Source organism: Candidatus Poribacteria bacterium (assembly GCA_026702755.1).
Classification (GTDB): Bacteria; Poribacteria; WGA-4E; order WGA-4E; family WGA-3G; genus WGA-3G.
The window spans coordinates 20,154-37,698 of record JAPPBX010000024.1; the positions used below are offsets into that span (position 1 = coordinate 20,154).

The 17,545-nt window shown below is 47.8% G+C and carries 22 protein-coding genes; 16 read left to right on the forward strand and 6 right to left on the reverse strand.

Annotated elements, in window-relative coordinates:
- From OXH39_04710 to OXH39_04765, 12 genes are all read left to right on the forward strand, one after another.
- The gene (locus OXH39_04710) at positions 1 to 411 is read left to right on the forward strand and encodes an ATP synthase subunit I (protein MCY3549739.1); all 411 of its coding nucleotides are present in this window, start codon (positions 1 to 3) and stop codon (positions 409 to 411) included.
- A gap of 80 nt (positions 412 to 491) precedes the next feature.
- Positions 492 to 1,319 (forward strand): F0F1 ATP synthase subunit A, encoded by an 828-nt coding sequence (atpB, locus tag OXH39_04715; protein ID MCY3549740.1) that lies wholly within the window; start codon positions 492 to 494, stop codon positions 1,317 to 1,319.
- A gap of 116 nt (positions 1,320 to 1,435) precedes the next feature.
- Positions 1,436 to 1,735, forward strand: coding sequence for an ATP synthase F0 subunit C (gene atpE, locus OXH39_04720; protein MCY3549741.1), 300 nt, complete (start codon positions 1,436 to 1,438; stop codon positions 1,733 to 1,735).
- Positions 1,736 to 1,840: 105 nt separating this feature from the next.
- On the forward strand, positions 1,841 to 2,431 hold the full coding sequence (atpF, locus tag OXH39_04725) for a F0F1 ATP synthase subunit B (GenBank protein MCY3549742.1): 591 nt from the start codon (positions 1,841 to 1,843) through the stop codon (positions 2,429 to 2,431).
- Between the two features lie 256 nt (positions 2,432 to 2,687).
- Entirely contained in the window at positions 2,688 to 3,227 is a 540-nt protein-coding gene (atpH, locus tag OXH39_04730) for an ATP synthase F1 subunit delta (GenBank protein MCY3549743.1), read from the forward strand.
- Between the two features lie 153 nt (positions 3,228 to 3,380).
- The gene (atpA, locus tag OXH39_04735; GenBank protein ID MCY3549744.1) at positions 3,381 to 4,961 is read left to right on the forward strand and encodes a F0F1 ATP synthase subunit alpha; all 1,581 of its coding nucleotides are present in this window, start codon (positions 3,381 to 3,383) and stop codon (positions 4,959 to 4,961) included.
- Between the two features lie 2 nt (positions 4,962 to 4,963).
- Complete coding sequence (gene atpG, locus OXH39_04740) at positions 4,964 to 5,842, forward strand: ATP synthase F1 subunit gamma (GenBank protein ID MCY3549745.1); 879 nt, start codon at positions 4,964 to 4,966, stop codon at positions 5,840 to 5,842.
- A 41-nt stretch (positions 5,843 to 5,883) separates the two neighbouring features.
- On the forward strand, positions 5,884 to 6,357 hold the full coding sequence (locus OXH39_04745) for a DUF1992 domain-containing protein (GenBank protein ID MCY3549746.1): 474 nt from the start codon (positions 5,884 to 5,886) through the stop codon (positions 6,355 to 6,357).
- A gap of 218 nt (positions 6,358 to 6,575) precedes the next feature.
- The gene (gene atpD, locus OXH39_04750; GenBank protein ID MCY3549747.1) at positions 6,576 to 7,985 is read left to right on the forward strand and encodes a F0F1 ATP synthase subunit beta; all 1,410 of its coding nucleotides are present in this window, start codon (positions 6,576 to 6,578) and stop codon (positions 7,983 to 7,985) included.
- Between the two features lie 107 nt (positions 7,986 to 8,092).
- Positions 8,093 to 8,503: a F0F1 ATP synthase subunit epsilon gene (locus OXH39_04755; GenBank protein ID MCY3549748.1), complete on the forward strand. Its 411-nt coding sequence runs from the start codon at positions 8,093 to 8,095 to the stop codon at positions 8,501 to 8,503.
- 90 nt (positions 8,504 to 8,593) lie between these two features.
- Positions 8,594 to 9,034 carry a hypothetical protein gene (locus OXH39_04760; GenBank protein ID MCY3549749.1) on the forward strand — a complete coding sequence of 147 codons (441 nt, stop codon included), beginning with the start codon at positions 8,594 to 8,596 and terminating at the stop codon, positions 9,032 to 9,034.
- On the forward strand, positions 9,031 to 9,279 hold the full coding sequence (locus OXH39_04765) for a hypothetical protein (GenBank protein ID MCY3549750.1): 249 nt from the start codon (positions 9,031 to 9,033) through the stop codon (positions 9,277 to 9,279). The genes OXH39_04760 and OXH39_04765 overlap by 4 nt, the downstream gene beginning before the upstream one ends.
- A 195-nt stretch (positions 9,280 to 9,474) precedes the next feature.
- On the opposite strand, the gene OXH39_04770 is transcribed toward OXH39_04765, so the two are convergent.
- The 5 genes from OXH39_04770 to OXH39_04790 all read right to left on the reverse strand — a co-directional run bounded on the left by OXH39_04770 (position 9,475) and on the right by OXH39_04790 (position 14,348).
- Positions 9,475 to 10,299, reverse strand: coding sequence for a phytanoyl-CoA dioxygenase family protein (locus OXH39_04770; protein ID MCY3549751.1), 825 nt, complete (start codon positions 10,297 to 10,299; stop codon positions 9,475 to 9,477).
- A gap of 58 nt (positions 10,300 to 10,357) precedes the next feature.
- Entirely contained in the window at positions 10,358 to 11,248 is an 891-nt protein-coding gene (locus OXH39_04775) for a phytanoyl-CoA dioxygenase family protein (protein ID MCY3549752.1), read from the reverse strand.
- A 15-nt stretch (positions 11,249 to 11,263) separates the two neighbouring features.
- On the reverse strand, positions 11,264 to 12,247 hold the full coding sequence (locus OXH39_04780; protein MCY3549753.1) for an aldo/keto reductase: 984 nt from the start codon (positions 12,245 to 12,247) through the stop codon (positions 11,264 to 11,266).
- A gap of 149 nt (positions 12,248 to 12,396) precedes the next feature.
- On the reverse strand, positions 12,397 to 13,233 hold the full coding sequence (locus tag OXH39_04785; GenBank protein MCY3549754.1) for a hypothetical protein: 837 nt from the start codon (positions 13,231 to 13,233) through the stop codon (positions 12,397 to 12,399).
- Positions 13,234 to 13,277: 44 nt separating this feature from the next.
- On the reverse strand, positions 13,278 to 14,348 hold the full coding sequence (locus OXH39_04790; protein MCY3549755.1) for a M42 family metallopeptidase: 1,071 nt from the start codon (positions 14,346 to 14,348) through the stop codon (positions 13,278 to 13,280).
- A gap of 188 nt (positions 14,349 to 14,536) precedes the next feature.
- On the opposite strand from OXH39_04790, the gene OXH39_04795 reads away from it, so the two are divergent.
- The 4 genes from OXH39_04795 (at position 14,537) to OXH39_04810 (ending at position 16,768) form a co-directional block, all read left to right on the forward strand.
- Positions 14,537 to 14,749 carry a DUF4926 domain-containing protein gene (locus tag OXH39_04795; GenBank protein MCY3549756.1) on the forward strand — a complete coding sequence of 71 codons (213 nt, stop codon included), beginning with the start codon at positions 14,537 to 14,539 and terminating at the stop codon, positions 14,747 to 14,749.
- A 195-nt stretch (positions 14,750 to 14,944) separates the two neighbouring features.
- On the forward strand, positions 14,945 to 15,271 hold the full coding sequence (locus OXH39_04800) for a hypothetical protein (GenBank protein ID MCY3549757.1): 327 nt from the start codon (positions 14,945 to 14,947) through the stop codon (positions 15,269 to 15,271).
- Positions 15,261 to 15,686, forward strand: coding sequence for an HNH endonuclease signature motif containing protein (locus tag OXH39_04805; GenBank protein ID MCY3549758.1), 426 nt, complete (start codon positions 15,261 to 15,263; stop codon positions 15,684 to 15,686). Before OXH39_04800 ends, OXH39_04805 begins: the two co-directional genes overlap by 11 nt.
- A gap of 50 nt (positions 15,687 to 15,736) precedes the next feature.
- Positions 15,737 to 16,768, forward strand: coding sequence for a DUF3179 domain-containing protein (locus tag OXH39_04810; protein MCY3549759.1), 1,032 nt, complete (start codon positions 15,737 to 15,739; stop codon positions 16,766 to 16,768).
- Here OXH39_04810 and OXH39_04815 read toward each other — a convergent pair whose 3' ends face one another.
- Positions 16,769 to 17,530 (reverse strand): SDR family NAD(P)-dependent oxidoreductase, encoded by a 762-nt coding sequence (locus OXH39_04815; GenBank protein MCY3549760.1) that lies wholly within the window; start codon positions 17,528 to 17,530, stop codon positions 16,769 to 16,771. It lies immediately after the preceding gene.
- Positions 17,531 to 17,545 lie beyond the last annotated feature (15 nt).

The following is a 17,545-nucleotide window of genomic DNA, read 5'->3' on the forward strand; positions in this document are numbered from 1 at the left end:
ATGGGTCCCGTTTTGGAATTTGGCGACCGATTCATCCGCCACGTTTATGTCTTAACAATCTGCCTCACCATCGTTGTTGCCGTAGTATTGTTAGGATTCAAACGCCCCGCACTCCCAAGTTTTCTGATTGGAAGTGCTATCGGACTCATGCTATTCTGGTCTATCGAATTCATGGTTCGGCGACTTATCCGGCCCGGGAAAACTCAAAAAACAAAATACTTATTCGGAGTCATTACCCTCGGCAAATACGCAGTCCTCGGCGTGTGTCTCTATTTTCTATTTAATAAGTTAGAGTGGATGAATGTCTATGCCTTCGCCGGGGGGATCGCTTTAGTACAAGGTGCCATCATTATCAAAGCGATCGGCTTGATGATGACTATCCTTTCAAACAAGGATCCTAATCAGTCTTGAGACGAAACTTGCACGTTGAACTCAAGTTGGGAAATGTTCGTATTATTCGCACATTCATTTAAGAAACACTAAAACACAAGATGAAAAAAATATCGTTTATCTGCTTGGTTGTGGGACTCAGTTTGGCAATAGTAGTTGGAAGTTTCGCAGCCGAGAATGGTCACCGTAGTTTGCTCTCTCCGATTTCACAGCTTTTACCGGATGAAATAATCCCGGAACCGGCTCGGTGGCATCAGCCCGATCTAATCCCCAACACATACTTTGCTGTTCTCGTCTTAGTGCTATTTTTTATTTTCGCCACCCGGAAGTTGAAGCGGGTCCCTGAAGGGAAAGGACAAACCCTGTTAGAGGTGTTTGTCGGCAGTATTACGGACTTCTTTGGCGGTATTTTGGGTGACCACGGCAAAAAGTATGTGCCATTCGTTGGCTCCTACTTCATCTTCATTCTCTTCCTAAACTATCTCGGGGTCATTCCGGGTCTTCAACCGCCAACAGCAGATTTGAATACAACGCTTGCCCTCGGTATAACAGCTGTGTTAGGCGTTCAAATTATCGCTATTAAAGAGAATGGAGTCGTCGGCTATCTCAAGCATCTTGCAGGCAATCCACCGTGGTTAGGTGTCTTGATGTTCCCACTTGAGGTGATCGCGCAACTCTCACGCGCGGGTTCGCTCGCCATCCGGCTTTTCGGAAACATTTTTGGCGAAAAATCGGTTGTTATTGAATTGACAAAACTCGGAGTGGGCATACTGATTCTTGATGCTATTCCGTTCGTACCAGTTCAAGTCCCGATGCTGTTCTTTGGGCTGTTTGCTGGCTTTCTGCAAGCGTTCGTTTTCACTATCTTAACATCCATCTATATAGTGATGTTTATTGAACATGATGAGGCACATGAAGCACATCATTAATCCCACTCAATCGGAAGAAGGTCTGGCATTTACGCTAACCCTCCGAGTCTCTAAATACATGTAAGCGCGACCTCCAAGTTGCGACTTCTTAAAAAAATAACAATAGGAGAACTTTCATGACTTATTTAGCAGTGTTGGCATTTGGTGTAACATTAGGTTTGCCAATCGCCGTCATCTTCGCCTCAAGGGCACAAGGGAGTGCTACAAGCACCGCTCTTGAGGGAATCGCGCGTCAACCCGATGCCGCGCCGCGTATCCAAACCGCAATGATTATCGGTTTGGCTCTCATCGAATCACTCGTTATCTACGCTTTGTTGATGTTCTTTATTTTGCAGCTCAACAACCTCCCAGACAAAACTATGCTATTAGATTTGATCCGCGCTTCAGCGGAACAGATGGGTGGGAATGGGAATTAGTAACATCAGTAGCAAAATCAATAACTTCAAACCTCCACAACGTTGGGGCACCCCGCAGACTGTCCCAACTTGCTGGAGCCCTTTACAGTAAAACATAGGAAATTTATGCGAGAAAAGATATATGGATTTTGCTTCATTTTTATGTGGGCGTGCGTCACAAGCGCATTTGGTGCCGAGGCACCTGCCGGCGAAGGAGACTTACTATCAGGACTTGGGATCGACCCCAAGACGATTATCATCCAAGTCATCGGTTTTCTGATTGTGCTCGCCGTACTTTGGAAGTTTGTCTTCGGCAAGGTAGGTGGGCTTTTAGAGGAACGCAGATCTGAAATCACCACGCAAATAGAACAATTGCGGACCGATCGCGAAGAGTTGGACAGGCTCACCGCAGAGACGCGCCAACGCCTCGCCGATATTGAAACCGAAGCACAAACCAAGATTCAAGCAGCTATTGAACAGGGAAACGTCGAGCGTCAAGACATTCTCACACAGGCACGACAAGAGGCTGAGGATGAAGTCGCCAGAGCCAGAGCAGAAATTCAGCGTGAGAAAGATGAAGCCATCTCCGAACTCCGCGGTGTTGTTGCTGAACTCGCGATTGACGCTGCCAGCAAAATCATAAGCGAAGAACTCAACGCAGAGAGACATCAGCAGATTATTGAGGCATCCATTAGCAGGTTGCCAACGGATCTTTAAACAACTGAATCTGGTCATTCTTCACTTTGTTTCATCGAAGAAACGCCCAAGCAAACCCCTTCCCCGTAACGGTCAGGGACCCTGGTTTTCGGTTAAGTGCAACTGCCTGGCTTTTTGATCGTTGAAATACTGCTTGCGCCTTACAGACATTGCTTCGCAGTGAGACCACTACGAGGTTTAACCCTCGGTGAAATTGACCAAAAACCATCACAAAACGTAGTGGAGTGATGTTCAGAAAGACATAAAAGAACAAACTATGAGAGACATTCGGGTTGCGAAACCTTACGCCCGTGCCCTATACGATGCAGCGGTGGAACAAAACGCGTTGGCTGATATTGTCCGTGATGTAGAGAGGCTGCGAGAATTGATTGAAGCGTCCGAGGAACTCACGCAATTAATCCACAGTCCTGTTTTGTCTCCACAATTTAAAAGCGAGACATTTCAGCAGCTTTTCACAGACGCGATGCATCCGCTGACGATTAATTTTTTCCGGCTACTCACATTAAAGCAGCGTGAACGTTACCTGACTGCAATAATGGATGTCTTTTCAGTGATCGTTGACGAAGCTGCGGGTAGACTCGTTGCACAAGTGACGACAGCCGTGCCGCTAACGTCGGAGCAAGCGGAACGCCTTACAGAGCAACTCAGCGCGTACTCGGGAAAACAGGTGCGATTGGAAACTACAACCGATGCACAAATCCAAGGCGGATTCATTGTGCAATTAGATGATACAGTTTTTGATGCAAGTGTCGCAACACAACTCCAACGCTTACGACAACAACTCGCAAAAGGGTAATAGTTATTAGTTGTCAGTTCGGTTGCTACGCAACTTTTCAGTGGTCAGTTAACCCCTTGTGGTTGTCAGTTTTCTTGTGGAATCCACAACATATCTGAATGCCACAAAAAATTAACTGATAACCGATAACTACTCCTCACAGAGGACCGAAATATGGCAAGAGAAGTCCGACCAGACGAAATATCAAATATCCTTAAACAACAACTACAACAGTTTGAACAGGACGTGGATGTCTATGATTCCGGCACTGTGCTGGAGGTAGGCGATGGTATCGCGCGGGTGCATGGACTTGCCAATGCTATGGCAAGTGAAATGATTGAATTCCCTAACGATATTTACGGTATCGCTTTTAACCTTGAAGAAGATAACGTCGGTTGCGTCCTGTTCGGCGAAGACCAACTCATACACGAAGGCGACACCGCCAAACGGACAGGACGACTCGCCGAAGTCCCGGTTGGTGAGGCACTCCTTGGGCGGATCGTCGATGCACTCGGTCAACCTATCGATGGTTTGGGCGATATTGAGACAGAACATCGACTGCCGGTTGAACAGAAAGGTTTGGGCATTGTCCAACGGCAACCGGTTAGCGAACCGCTTTACACAGGTTTAAAAGCCATTGACAGTTTGACACCAATAGGGAGAGGTCAACGGGAACTGATTATTGGTGACCGGCGAACCGGTAAAACCGCGATCGCTATAGATGCTATTCTGAGTCAGAGGAACACGGATGTTTACTGCATTTATGTCGCTATCGGTCAAAAAGGATCTACGCTGGCACAAGTTGCCAATACCCTTCGCGAGCATAACGCGATGGAGTATACGACTATCGTCTCTGCACCTGCAAGTGATCCATCCCCGCTTCAGTACCTTGCGCCTTACTCAGGCACTTCAATGGGTGAATACTTCAGAGACAACGGCAAACATGCCCTCATTATCTACGATGACCTGACGAAACACGCCTGGGCTTATCGTCAGATGTCCCTGCTTTCAAGAAGGCCTCCGGGCAGAGAAGCCTATCCGGGTGATGTCTTTTACCTCCATTCACGCCTCTTAGAACGCGCCGCAAAACTGAGCGACGAACTGGGTGGCGGTTCCCTCACGGCTCTACCGATTATTGAAATCTTTGAAGGAGATTTAACAACCTATATTCCCACGAATGTTATCTCTATCACCGATGGGCAAATATACCTCACAACAGACCTGTTTAACCAAGGTGTGAGACCTGCTATCGATGTCGGCACCTCCGTTTCCCGGGTCGATAAGGATGCACAGGTTCCAGCCATGAAAGCAACCGAGGTTGCGGGGACCCTTAAACTCGATCTCGCGAGTTTCCGAGAAGTTGCTGCCTTTGCGCAATTTGGATCGGATTTAGATGCGTTAACACAATCTTTGCTCCTACGTGGCACACGGCTTGTTGAATTATTGAAACAACCCCAATATCAACCGATGCCTGTGGAACGCGAGGTTACCTCTATCTTCTGTGGCACCAACGGTTACTTAGATGATGTAGCGGAAACGGAAGTGGCTCGGTTTGAATCCGAGTTCTTGCAATACCTTGATAGGAATCATGCAGAACTCCTCTCAGAAATCGCAGAAACCGGTCAGTTGAGTGATGAATTGCTTGAAACCCTGCATGCTGCCGTAAAAGCATTCAAGGAAAATTGGAGTGATACCCCACCGCAAGTACAAGGACAGGATGCAGACACAGAAGAAGCACCGGTAGAAGGTGAATAGTCATGGCAACCCTACGAGAGATTCGGCGGCGTATCGCCAGCATTCAAAATATTGAGCAGGTGACCGATGCAATGCGCGTTGTCGCTGCAGCGCGCCTCCGCCGTGCACAAGAAAATATCGTTGCAACGCGACCTTACGCTGAAAAACTGAACACTATCCTCGGGCATCTTATCTCACAGATAGATATGGGAGAACAGGCGTTGACACATCCACTTCTTGAAACGCGTGAGATAAAGCATGCCTGCATCATCTCTGTCTCCGCCGACCGAGGGTTGTGCGGAAGTTTCAACAGCAACGTTATTCGGACAACCACACAACGTATAGAACACTATCAAGAAAGCGGCGCGAATGTAACGCTTATCTGCATCGGGAGACGAGGGCAAGAGCATTTTACCCGCCGCGGCTACGACATTACTGATTCATACATTAATATTTTCCGCCAACTTGAATTCCAAACAGCCATTGACGTTGTCCACGAGTTTGAACATCTTTATACTGATAAAAAAATTGACAAAGTTGAGGTTATCTACAACAATTTCAAGTCTGCTATTCTCCAGACCGTGCTTGTTGAGCAACTCCTTCCGTTAGTACCTGAGATACCTGAAGGTGATACACATTTCTTAGATTATGTCTATGAGCCAGGGCAGATCGAACTCTTTGAAATGTTACTTGGGAAACACTTGAATATGCAAATGTGGAAAGTGCTTCTGGATTCCAACGCGGCGGAGCAAGCCGCAAGGATGGCAGCGATGGAAAACGCCACACAAAAGGCGAAAGAACTCATCGACGAGTTGATTCTCCAGCGCAACAGAGCACGTCAAACACAGATTACAACAGAAATTTCTGAGATTGTAAGCGGTGCAGCCGCACTAGAGAGTTAAAGGTAGCAGGCAGACTCCGTTCTGCCGTGAGGAGGTTCCAGATGCCGATCAACGTCAATAAACAGATCGAAGAGGCGATGGAACGTGGTGAATTCGCGAATTTGCCAGGCAAAGGTAAACCGCTCAAATTCGACACGAATCCTTACCTTACCCCTCAAGCGCGGATAGCAAACCGACTCCTGAAAGAGAACAGTTTTGCCCCTCGGTGGATTGAGTTAGAGAAAGAAATCAAGCAAGAAAAAACACAGATTGAAAGAGTCCTCGTAAACTTGAAAGCCCGCCGAGAGCGGTTAGTTGCTATCATCCAGCAGTATCCGTATCGGCGTGAAGTCATCAGTCGGACTTTTGAGCACGAACGTGCCCGTGGTATTGCACAGTATAGTGAAAAACTCGAAAACTTGAATCAGAAAATCCAACGCGTGAATCTTCTGATGCCAACGCGAAATCGGCAACACGCGTTAATCAATCGATCACAGATGCTCGCTCGCTTCCAAAAGGCATGTCCCGGGCTCTGATTGTGTATAGACGTGCGCAGTGTGTTTCAGAGGACTGTAACTTGGGAGTGCTCGTACGAAATAGAAGTATCAGTACCAGTAGGTATCGGTTATCAGTTAAAAAAGCAGGCTGTAATAATTCAGCACTTCCTAAAATCCTCCAAGTTTGGGAAGATTTTTACAAAATACCTCTTAACCGACAACTGATAACTGACCACCATATAAAAAAGGAAAATCTCATGAACCAAGGAAAAATATTAGAAGTTGTGGGGGCACGAGTAGACATAGATTTTTCGGAAGGCGAATTGCCGGATATTCTCAATGCTCTTAAAGTTCAACGTTACGACGGAAGTGAGTTGATACTCGAAGTGCAACAGCATTTAGGGGAACATCGGGTGCGCGCTGTGGCAATGGATACAACAGACGGCTTAGTCCGTGGCACTTTCGCAACTGATACCGGCGGGCCCATCACTGTTCCTGTCGGTGATGCTGTCCTCGGGCGCGTTTTTGACGTGACCGGTCAACCCATTGATGAAAGAGGCAATGTCGGCGAATCCGAGCGATACTCCATTCACAGACCCCCACCGCCACAAGCAGAGCTCAGTACAGTTACCGAAATGTTAGAAACCGGCATCAAAGTCATCGATCTGATTCAACCGGTCGTCCGGGGAGGGAAGGTTGGATTCTTCGGGGGTGCTGGTGTCGGTAAGACAGTGCTGGTTGCTGAACTGATCTACAACATCGCCACACAACATGGGGGTTATTCTGTTTTTTGTGGTGTGGGTGAACGCACACGTGAAGGCAATCAGTTCTGGCTTGAAATGGATGAATACGGCGTGATTGACAAAACAGCAATGGTCTTTGGACAGATGAACGAGCCTCCGGGCGCACGTCTCCGAGTCGGACTTGCTGGACTGTCTATGGCGGAATACTTCCGCGACCAACAGGGCCAAGACGTGCTCATCTTTATCGACAACGTCTTTCGCTTTACACTTGCAGGTGGTGAGGTATCAGCACTCCTCGGACGGATGCCATCCGCTGTCGGATATCAACCGACACTTGCAACCGAAATGGGAGAACTGCAGGAGCGAATTACCTCCACACAACACGGTTCTATTACCTCTTTCCAAGCTGTCTATGTCCCTGCTGATGACTACACCGATCCAGCTGTTGTTTCTGTATTCTCGCACCTTGATGCCGTAACACGATTGGAACGGAACATCGTTCAGAAGGGGAGATTTCCTGCTGTTGATCCGTTGACATCAAGTTCACGTATCTTATCCGCTGATATTATCGGTGATGAACACTATCAGACGGCGTTTAATGTCAAGCAAGTGCTACAGGAATACCAGAGTCTTCAGGATATTATCGCGATCCTCGGTGTAGATGAACTCTCGGATGAACAGAAGTTGGTTGTCAATAGAGCACGGAAAATAGAGATGTTCCTGACCCAACCGATGTTTGTTGCAGAACGTTTTACGAGTATACCGGGCAAATATGTTAAGATTGAGGACACCGTGCAAGGCTGCCAAGCGATTCTAAACGGCGATTGCGACGAATTGCCCGAGCAGTCATTGCGCTATATTGGCACTATTGACGAAGCATTTGAGCAAGCAAAAAGCGCAGATTTAGAAGAAGCAGCGGACTAATAGTTATCAGTTATCGGTTTTCAGTTTGCCTCGCAGTGAGAGTTAAAAGAGAAACCTTCTCACTGATAACTGAAAACTCTACTTTTGACAACAAAAACAGAGTAGATATGTTAGATAGAAGTTTTCATCTTGAAATTCGGACACCGGAACAGTTGATTTATGAAGGGGACGTAACAAGCGTTCATGCGCCCGGAGTCGAAGGCAACTTTCAGATTCTCGCCGGGCACATCCCGTTTCTTACTGCCTTGGAAGTTGGTGAGATCCGCATCCGTGAATCGTCGGACACACCGCAGTTAATGGCAACAAGCGGCGGTGTCTTTGAGGTCCTCCGCACAGGTGTCACTGCGCTCGTTGAGACTGCGGAGTGGGCATCAGAAATTGATGTGGAGCGTGCAGAGAGCGCACTTGAGCGTGCCCAAGCACAACTCGCGGCGAACGCACCCGACCTGAACCGCCCACGCGCAGAAGCAGCACTCACACGCGCACAGAACCGCATCAAAGCCGCGAGCAATTTGTAAGCATCACTCCGATGCGTCCGTTTTTACGCAAAAAACTTGAGACCGGTTAGAATTTTCGGTATAATTATTACCCATAAGAAGACTTAATTGATGGCTCTTCCCAATTTGAACGATGCAGGTGAATTGCCTATAGGAATACATCAAGCCACGATCAATGAGGTAATTGCTCAATTTGGTAGCGGAACCTTACAGCGAGAAGTTGTGACTGCGCGTTTGGAAAGAATCTATCAAATTGCCAAAGATACAGGAAATCTTCAGCAATTGATTATTTTTGGGAGTTATATTACAGCGAAGCCTGAACCTAATGATGTGGATGTTGTAATCATCTTCAATGATGATTTTGACCTAACAGTTTGGAGCGAGGAAGTGAAAAGGCTTTTGAACCATCAACAAGCAGAAAATGAATTCGGAGCCAGTATTTTTTGGATCCGCCCGTCCTTACTATTGTTTGAGACACTTGACGAGTTTATCGAAAGTTGGCAAGTCAAACGGGATGGAACGCGACGCGGTATCATAGAGGTAAGAAGATGATTCACAACGACAAAGAACTCAAAGCAAATCAGAAACGCATAGCGTATTTTCAAAACTTGCTCTTACAACTGCGAGTTAAGGCAACACCTGAAGAATTTTCGCTCATCTCAACTGGATATCGGACAGAGATTCTGAAAATGCAAGATGAAGTACTTGAATATCTGACTCGACATTCATGTGAACCGATATCTGTGAAAGCAGTTTCTGCGGAGGCATTAGATACTTCAAATAACAGGAAACAATAATTTTCAAGCATTCCTATTGGTTGAAACAGCAAAATGGGCGAGCGCAATTCGCTGCAAACGCACTCGACCTGAATCGCCCACGCGCAGAAGCAGCACTTGCACGCGCACAAAATCGCATCAAAGTCGCGAGCAATTTGTAATTACCCTCTTCCAATTCTCCGGTAGGTGCGCTTCTCCAAGCGCACCTCTCCATCCTTACACCGTCAGTTTAATCTCATCCTGCTTTACAATTTCCTTGATATGTCCATACGCCGCAGATTCCACCAATTCCAACGTCTCTGGAGATAACCGATCCAGAATAGGTTGTGGGAAACTATGCGCACCAGCGTATTGTGGCGCATATCGTAGGACGAGAAACCGCCGATCCCGATCCTTTGGTTTCCAACGCAGCACACCATGCGTCAGCAATTCCGAAATAATCACAATATCGCCCGCCTTCGGTGTAATATTGACAAAAACTGGATCGTCAAGTGGATCAATGCCATCCTCTTCGTTAAGTGTCAGCAGCTGCTCCGGCCGCTTAAACTCACTCTTATGTGAGTTAGGAATCACGATGAGTCCTCCGTCACCCGGATAGACATCCGTAAAATAGGGGAAACAGACAAAGTTATCGCAATAGATACGTCCATTGTCAATCTCGTAGCGTGTGCTATACCACCCGTAATCATCACGAGCGCAGTGTAGTCCACCAGGGTTCACGTTTGCGCGTTCACCCGCCTGCCACAAATCGTGTTTATCATGCTTCAACGAACCTCTGGCAAATCGTGGCTGATTGTCTGTCAACTCCTTGATAATCGGCCATAGTGCTGTGTGCATCGTTAAGCGTTCAAGCGATTTATCGAAAGCGAACCCGTGCTGATGGAGTCCTTCTTGCTTAAATCCAGGTGGCAGTTCGTCAGGGGGTGTCGTTATATATCTATCGACAGCTTCAGCGGCTTCCGCCAATGCATCGCCAGTGATGACATTTTCTAAATGGAGATATCCGGTTACATCAAAAAGATAACGTTGTTTCGGGGTCATGTTTTTAATTTTCCTTGCGGTTCGGTTAGGTAGGACCGCGCTGACTGCTGACCGCTATTCATAATGCCATATCAAAATCTGTGCCGGTTACATTGCCTTTTACATAGGCATCACGGAAGAGGGTCTGGCGTTTCGGAGGCATCTCCTCAAGTAACGCTTGTGGCGGTTTAGACCGGGTCCACCGCTTATCTACTGAGTTATACGCGTTAAAAACAGCGACCCGATCAACATCAGGATTTTGCCACGCTTGTCCACTATGCGTAATTGCTTCCGTAAAAATAATAACAGATCCGGCAGGACAAGAATAAGTGTCCCAAAATTCCCAGTCTTGTATGTGGGCATCCTCCGGTGCAGTATAAGCTGCCTTGTGGCTACCTGTAATGAACATGGTGCCGCCATCGCCTTTTTCTACAGGGTTAAGTTCCCATACAACGCGCGTCAAACCGCTATACGCTTGTCCGGGTAAACATTGGTATTGGTGGCAATCACCCGGCATCCGAAACATACCGTTACCGTTATGCGGACTGAACGTGAAGGGCGGATCGTCCGTTGTAGAACGCAACGCCATAAAACTCATCTCCATGCGGAAGCCGTAGCAGGTATCCGAGGCGAGATAGGGGGATGCGAGAAACTCATTTCCGAATGCTACCACAACCGGATGGTCTGTTAACTTCTCCAAGGGCCCGCCGTAAGTCGAGCGATGGTGTTGCGGAATCGTTTCAGGGTCGCTTTTTAAACGGTAACAGAAATCACGCATCTCCTCGACCTCCGATTCTGTCAGCACACCCGGCACCAAGAGCCATCCGTTTTTGTCGAAGAGATATTTCTGTTCTTGTGTCAAAGGGACAACGGGTTTACCGTCGGCATTTGTCTGTGTAATATCGGCAGGTGCCGTTGCCAACGGATTCCCGAAATCTTTGTTGAATTTAATACCGATCTGTTCTGCCATAAGTCCGTTCCTCTCTTAATGAATACGCGCGCCTGTGAAATAGTCAGGGTTTGCTCCCATTTTTTCTAAAAGCGGTGCAGTCACCGTGTCAAGCCTCTCAATCACATCATCAGACGGCGTGTATTCAATAACGTTCAGGTTTTCCTGCAGTTCATTTATATTTCGGGTGCCAACGAGCATACACGTAACTCCGGGTCTCGCCATCGCCCAAGCAATAGCAAGCCGAGCCATTGGGACCTGCTCAGCGTCCGCAATTTTTCGGATGCTTTCCAAGGTCTCAAACATCTCTTCCTCGGCACCCTCTTCGCCGTGTGAAGCCTGTGCTCGGTCATCTCGAAAATGGCGAAATCGGGAATGCACTGGGGGTATTTCCTCTGCCCTCTTATACTGTCCAGTCAAGATTCCCTGCAACAATGGCATATACCCCAAGATGCCGACGTTATGCTTGCGACACAGCGGAAGCAACTCAGGCTCTATTGCTCGCGACAAGAGGTTATAACAGAGTTGATTCACAGCAATAGACGCGCCTGTATCAAGTGCTGCTGTAAGTTGTTCCACCCCGAAGTTGCTTACACCGATAGCACGGATAAGTCCATCTTCCTGTAAGCGCGTCAGTTCAGCCATGCTTTCTTTGATAGCAATCTCGTCGTCGGGCCAGTGAATCATATAGATGTCAACGCAATCCGTTTGCAATCGTTGGAGACTCGCCTCGCAATGTTCACGGATTGTAGCCGGATCCGGTCGGCTTACCTTCGTGCCGATGACTGCTTCGTGTCGTCTGCCGTTCAGTGCGACAGCAAGTGCTTCCTCACTCCGTCCGTCGTTATATCCTTCCGCTGTATCGAAAAAATTGATGCCAGCATCCAATGCAGCGTTCGCAACAGCGGTAACATCCGATTGCGCTTGTGGTCCCCAATAATCACCACCGCCATAGGACCAGCATCCAATGCCCATCGATGAGATTTCAATTCCAGATTTTCCGCACGTCCGCATCTCCATTTTTCAGCCTCCATGATGTGTGGCGGTCAGCTGTCAGTCATCAGTGAGGCAAGTCTTGTGCCTGTCCAATTGGGTATCCGCAACGGATATCGGTACACAAGAAACCTCTTTGCTGATGGTTTCCGACAACTGATGGCTAATATTACGACCTATCCCAATTCTGCGAAAAGTTCTGTAACCAACGCCGCATTTTCACCGATCTGGTCGCCGAATTGTTGATACATACCGAGCAACAACGGATCAATCGGCTTGGTATTGTCTATAGCGAACTTCACTTCTGTCCGAATCTGTTCCGGGCTTCCAATTGTTCTACCCGCCGCGAGTACCTTGAAAAGGAGGCACGGTTTCTCTGTCCGTCGTATTGCCTCGCACATCTCATCTCGGTCTTCTCGCGCGTAGACTTCACCCAAAGCGGCGTAACCGAATTTCTCCCTGAACTTATCGGCACCACCGTGAAGATTATAGAGTCCTGTCATGTAATAGTCTATATCCCACGCCTCGTCTTCAGCGATGTGTAGAAGTTTCGGATCATGTACAGATAAACCAACTAAAACTCCTGTATCGCGAATCCGTTTGAGAATATCCTGCAGATAATCGAGCCTGTTTTCACGCAAACACCTTTGCCCAACACCACCGCCGTGTGGTGCCATACCGATCGGATTATGTTTCGCAGCCTCAAAAACATGGTCAGGATCCTCGTACCAGCGGGAACCTTGGCTAAGGCAAAACCAGTTTATCGTGCCACCCGCATCTCGGTAAAGTTGTAGATCAGACATCGAGCGTTCCGTCATACTATTCTGCCAACCATTGATCCCGACTTCCTCTGCCCGTTTGAGTGTCGCCACAACACGCTCCGGTGTATGATATTCCTGCTGGTGCTGTGAAAGAAGTTTATTGAAGTGAGAATAGCCGTAGATTGGGTTATCCCCAATCACCAGTTTACTGATTTGATGACCACAAAACGAGACTTTCGGTAAGGTTGTCATTGTTTATCCTCCGATGAAGTGAAGTGCGTGTCTCCAAAGCGTGCTTAACCGAACAGAAACCCTTCCAAAACGGATGCATCAATTTCACGTACGAGATGTTTCGTCAAATCCAACGCTGCGGTGTAGTCATCAATGTTAATAATTGAGACATGGCTATGGATATAACGCGACGGCACACCGAGCACAACGGACGGCACCCCTCTACCGAATTGATGAATCGCGCCGCCATCCGTCCCGCCAGATTGACGTACTCCAAGTTGATACGGTATCTCATGTCGTTTCGCCGTTTCAACCACATAATCTGCCAATTTTGGATTGACAATCATTGAAGAATCAATGATCCGAATTTGTACACCGCCGCCAAGTTTCCCTTGTGAATTTCCGACGCTTAACCCCGGGGTATCGTCAGCAGGGGGTCCTTCAAGCACAATAGCGAGATCGGGTTCCACACTGGCGACCATTGTCTTTGCCCCTCGCAATCCTACCTCCTCTTGAACGCTCCCCGCTCCGATGACAGTGTTCGGATGTTCATCAAGTTCTAAAAGCGATTCAATTACAATCGCAACACCGACACGATTATCGAAGGCTTTCGCGGCAAGCAATTTCTCATTTTTCATCCGCGTAAAGGGACCGTAAGGGGCGATTGGACACCCGGGTAACACACCATATTCTTCTGCTGCTTGTTCTTCGCTTTCCGCACCGATGTCAATGAAAAGGTCTTTCATATCTAAGACTTTGTCACGTGACCCTGAGAGCAGGTGAGGTGGTGTAGAGCCGACCACTCCCGGTACTTTTCCTAACTTCGTCGTGATCGTGACCCGTTGCGCTAACAGTGTGTGTGCCCACCATCCACCGAGCGGCAGAAACTTGACGAACCCGTTATCCGTGACATTTTGTACAACAAAACCGATTTCGTCTAAATGCGAATCAAGCAATATACGGGGATGTTCAGTACTGCCAGCGTGCGTACAGAAGATACCCCCTAATTTGTCAGTCTCAATCGGACCAACACCGGAGACAGCCTCGCGGAAAACGTCTCGCACCTCGCCCTCGTAACCCGGGATTCCGTCCGCTTGTGTTAATGATTTAAGTAACTCAATTGAAGTTTCGTTCATTATTGTATTCCTTTAGCAATCGTGCTATAATTTGAGTGTATTATAGCACGCTTGATGTTTTGTGCCAACTTTTAAGTAGCATTCACGTCCAATGCAAGTTTATTCTTTCCTTATTCACGTTTAGTGATGTAAACGTTCACAATACCGTTATCACCAGCGTAAAGTGACCAATTTGGAGGTAATAGGCTGTGGAAATCAGACTTTTAGATGTCGTTGTGCTCACGCAGAATGTCCCCAAATATAATCTGAAGCGAGGAGAATCCGGCACAGTCGTCGAAATCCTTACAAACGGCGAAGCATTTGAGGTTGAATTCATTGACAGTAGTGGATACACGTATGCCTTGGTTACTCTGTGCCCGAATCAACTTCGTGTGCTTTATACTTATGGTATTGATGAATGAACTGAGCGATGTAAAAACGATTCAAAATTTAACTTCTTTTTAATTTGACACCAACTCGTTTAAGATGCTATATTAATCTTAATCGTTCATAAGGCAAGGTCCATAAACTACCGTCAATAATGTCTATGCTGAACACTTAGCTAAGTATCTACGGTTCAAAATCTATCTGGAATTGATGGCAAACGAGGAAAACTCATGGCAAGACCAAGCACGCGGAATCCCAATTACGATCAAGTGGAAAAATATAGGAACGATAGGGAAACCACTCTGTTAGCAACCATTCAAGAAAACTCGCAATTGCCGAAAAAAGAACAACAGCGGTATCAACAGTTGTGGCGTAAGTGCGAAGATGAAACTCTAAGCGAAGATGAACTGACAGAATATCAGGCATTGCTTAGCCAATTAGAAGTCCAGAACCTGAAGCGCATCGAAGCACTCATCGCCTTAGCCGAGAGTAGAGGAAAAACTTTAGGTGAGATTACTACTGAACTGGGATTAAAAGAGGGAATTAATGCCTTCTGAGTCCATTCCTACTGCTTTACGCCGTCGTGTCCGAGAGCGGGCAAACGGGCTTTGCGAGTATTGCCGATCCTCTGATAACATCAGCAACGCTTCCTTTCACTGTGATCACATCCTCCCACGAAATGCTGGTGGAAAAACCGAATTAGCCAATTTGGCATGGGCATGTCCATGGTGCAACACGCATAAACACACTAAAACACACGCCCGCGATCCACAGACAGGCCGACAGGTACCGCTCTTTAACCCACGACTCAAAAAATGGGAACGGCATTTTCTGTGGAGCGAGAGCCTTCTTTATATTTTTGGACGCACGCAGATAGGTAGAGCTACGGTTGATGCTTTGAATATGAACCGTCCTGAACATGTTAATCGGAGGAGACTGTTGCAATTTACAAGAGAACACCCACCTACATAAGACATCAGAAAAAAAATAATACTATCACTCGAAAAAACAAGGAAAAGATTATGAAAAACTACACATTCATCCTTATACTCCTACTTGCCACCCCCGCCTGTGCAACCGCCGCAGACTATACTGACGACGCAATCCGAACCTTACTACCGTTCGACGCTATCCCTGCCATTACCGAACCACAATTTGTGTCAGCAAGTGAAGCAAAATTAGACGCGGATGCCCCCGTCATCGGCGTAACCTTCAACGATGAAAGCCACGCCTATTCGCTCTATCTGCTAAATGGACACGAGATCGTCAACGACATTGTCGGTGGACAGAAAATTGCAACGACGTGGTGACCACTCTGCAAAACGGCTATCGTGTATAGTCGAGAACTTGACGGTAAGACTTATACTTTCGGGGTGAGTGGCAAGTTGTGGCGAGACGCATTGTTGATGTATGACCATCAGACGCGTTCCCTCTGGTCGCATATTACTGGAGAGGCGATACAGGGACCGCTCAAAGGCAAGCGGCTGAAGTCCCTCGCCTCCATGCCACAGATTGCGTGGAAAACATGGCAATTCAACTATCCAGAGACGCGGGTATTATCTGTGCCCACCAGAATTGGCATGCAAGAGAGTAGAAGCCGGGATGTCTATGCGGACTACCACACCAGTCAGCGTGCCGGTGTAAGTGGGATGAAATACACTGACAACAGACTGCCGAATAAATCCCTCGTGATCGGCGTTCAGGTGCCAGGGAAGGACGGCACCACACAGTTCCGTGCCTATCCGTTGACCCATTTCGCCGAAACCGCTGTCATCAACGATACCCTTGGCGAGGTGCCGCTGTTGATTTTCCATGACAAAGCGTCGTTCGCAACGGCAGTTTTTGTCCGGAAAGTTGGGGAGGACGTACGAACCTTCAATCTTCAAGACCAGCACTTCGTAGAGGACAATACGGGAACACGCTGGAATCTCATTACAGGAGAGACGGCATCCGGTAAAGAGAAAGGCACGCGTTTGGAACGGCTGCCTGCTGTCAATATCTATTGGTTCGCGTGGGCGCGCTACTACCCTGAAACGACAATTTACAGTCAATAATCAATCGTCCAATTCGACGATTTCGCCTGTCATATTGCGATGCATTGTCGGGCGGATGACTAACTCCGGGATGTTGCTCCGCTGCGGCAGTGTAGCGATAAGCAGTATCGCCGCTGAGGTCTCATTGACATCTACCATCATCGCGCGAGCGTCAGCACCCGGTGGAATTGGACGTTTGTCCAGAATTGGCGTTGCCACTTCACCGGGAACGACGACACTTGCCCGGATACCTGTGTTTCTTAAATCGGCGTTGAGAAACTCGGTGAAGTTGATAACCGCCGCCTTCGCCGCGCCGTAAGCGAAACCGCTAAATGGACCCGGCGTGACCGCCGCAAGCGACGAGATATTGATGATCGTTCCCGATTTCGCTTCCAGCATTGCTGGCACAACTGCTTTCGTACAGAAGAACGTGCCTATCAGATTAGAATCAATAACCAATCGCATCTCTTCAGGGGTCGTGTTGAGGAGCCGCCGATGATGCGAACTGTGTCCAGCGTTGTTCACAAGCACATCAATCCGTCCGAACTTATCGAGCACATCGGCAGCCATCCGCTCGACCGTATCGTAGTCAGCCACATCAAGCGCGTAACTTGCGGCTTTTCCGCCTGCTGCTTCAACTTCGGCTTTAACATCTGTCAATTTCGATTCTGTTCTACCGATAATTACAACCGTCGCTCCCTCTTGTGCCATTTCGAGGGCAGCACCGCGACCAATACCGCTGCCCCCCCCTGTGATGATACAAACTTGTCCTTCTAAACGCATTTTTACCTCCGACTG